The organism is Deltaproteobacteria bacterium (genome assembly GCA_009929795.1).
In the GTDB taxonomy this organism is placed as follows: Bacteria; Desulfobacterota; Desulfovibrionia; order Desulfovibrionales; family Desulfomicrobiaceae; genus RZZR01.
On the sequence record RZZR01000274.1, the window covers coordinates 1 to 2,311 of the forward strand.

2 protein-coding genes are annotated in these 2,311 nt (G+C 63.0%); both read right to left on the bottom strand.

What is annotated here, in order from left to right; genetic code table 11:
• The coding region (locus tag EOM25_14120) for a MinD/ParA family protein (GenBank protein NCC26310.1) at positions 1-497 on the bottom strand (497 nt) is incomplete at its 3' end.
• A 156-nt stretch (positions 498-653) separates the two neighbouring features.
• The coding region (locus EOM25_14125) for a hypothetical protein (protein ID NCC26311.1) at positions 654-2,311 on the bottom strand (1,658 nt) is incomplete at its 5' end.

Sequence of the window (2,311 nt, forward strand, 5' to 3'; positions counted from 1 at the left end):
CCCTGGTAGTCCTGCTGGTCGGGCCGGAGGATGATGAGGAGCACGTCGGCCACGGCGACGGACATGAGGGTCTCCTCGTTCAGGCCGGGGTGGGTGTCGATGAACAAAAAGTCCAGATCCAGCTTGTCGATGAGTTCCAGACAGCCGTCGCGCAGAAGGTTGACGTCGTAGCCGTAGTGGAGGACCCGGGCGATGTCCCCGGCCCGGATGCTGGAAGGCACGAGGAAAAGCCGGCCTCTGACCTCCGGTCCGACGATAGTGGTGACGTCCCGGGCCGTCCGGGCGATTTCGCATTTGCCCCAGAGGAAGTCGTTCAGGGTCGCGCCCTGGTCGTCCGGGTCCAGGCCGAAGAGGACATGGATGCCCGGAGACTGGATGTCCGTGTCCACCACGGCCACCCGGTAGCCGTCTCCGGCCAGGAGGGCGGCCAGGGCCGCTGTGGTGTTGGATTTGCCCGTGCCGCCGCGAAAGGAGTGGATGGCAATGATGGTGGCCATGGATGGGGCCTTACACTCGAAGCCTGGATGATTCAAGGGTCGATCAGGCGGCATTGGGATTTGGCACGGCAGAGATGGGATTGCATTCCCAAAAAAAAGGCCGTTCGATGGGAGTGCATTCCCATTCTTCGGAGCTATTTCCGGAGGCCGCCCCCCTCAGGTATCGATCAGGAATGAAAGGTAGGTGTACCCGGAGATGCTGATGTGCTGGACCTCCCGGGCCGAGCGGCCAAGGAGGATGAGGCCCAGGCGGCCCAGTTCTTTTTCGTCGGCGCACAGGGCGTTGAAAGGCCGGACATATTGGTCGATATCCTCGTCAACGTCTTCGTTGGAGACGATTTCGACGAAGATTCCTTCTTCCTGGCGCTGGACGAGGAACCGGCAGGGGGTGCCGGCCGGGCAGCTGGCGATGAGGTGGGCGAAGGTCTCCTCGCAGGCCAAGCGGAGGCGGTGAAAGGCCTGGTCCGGGATCTTCAGCCTGTGGCGGGTTTTTTCCAGGCGGTCCAAAAGTTCGGGCATCTGACTTGGCCTTGGGTGGAGAATGAAGATTTCCTTGGACTTGGGAAAAAGGGCCAGCAGGGTACTGAGAAAGATGGCCGTGAATCCACCCATGGCCACCCCGTTCTGGAGCATGGGGGCCAGGGCCACAGGCATGACCTGGGGAAAAAATTCCCGGGACTCGGCCACCAGCCCGGCGCAGAGGGCCAGACCGAGGATGAGGCCGGACTGGAAGCCCATGCCAGAGCGGAAGACTAGTCCGAATCCGGCAAAGAAGAGCATGGCGCAGACGACCACCAGGGTCCCGCCGATGACCGCCGGCGGAAGGTCCAGGAGAAATCCGGAGACCTTGGGCAGAAAGGCAAGGCAGAGAAGGATGCCGGCCCCGGCCAGGCCGATGCGGCGGGAAGCCACCCGGGTCATCTTCAGAAGCGGAATGTTGTCGCAGAAGGTGGCCACGGGCGCGCCTCCGGCCAGCCCGGCCAGACACTTGGACAGGGAGTCGGCATAGAGGCCGTGCTGGACCCGTCGGTAGTCCACCTTTCGGAACCGGCGCAGGGATATCTGCTGAAGGAGCATGATGTTGCCGGTCCCCTCCATGGCGCTGACCAGGGCGGCCATGACAAAGGCCGCCAGCAGGGGGAGATGCTCCAGGCCGATGTCCAGACTCAGCCCGGGCCATGTACCGCTGGGCAGACCGAACCACGGGGCGATCAGAACATGCTCGAACCTGTAGAGCCCGAACAGGGCCGCCGTCAGGCATCCGGCAGCCAGACCCAAGATAGGGGTCATAAGGCGCAGAGGTCCGTTGCCGAAGAGCATGAGCAGAACCAGAACGGCCATGGTCACAAGCCCGACCAGATAGTTCTGGGGGGACCCGAAACCCGGATTGTCCGGGCTGCCGCCCTGCCAGAGTTCGATGGCGATGGGCATGAGGCTCAGGGCCCCCAGGAGAATCATCACCCCGCCCACCTGGGGGGTGACGATATGGCGCAAGAACCGCAGAAAATACGAGTAGAAAAAGACCACCGGAGCGCAAAGAAGGGTCATGGTGGCCATGAGCTCCAGCCCGCCCAGATTGACGGCGTCCAGAGTGCAGGCCAGAAAGGCCGAATAGGAGCCCAAAAACAGAACGAAGCCGCACCCGAGTCGGCCGACCCGCAGCGCCTGGACGGCCGTGCCAAGGGCGGCCACCACCAGGGTGGCAAAGGTGACGAAGGCCACCTGCTCAGGCGGGGTTTTGGTGGCCTTGCCGATCATGTTGGGCAGAAAGATGATGCCGTCAAAGATCAAGGCGACGTGGGTCAGGCCCAGGA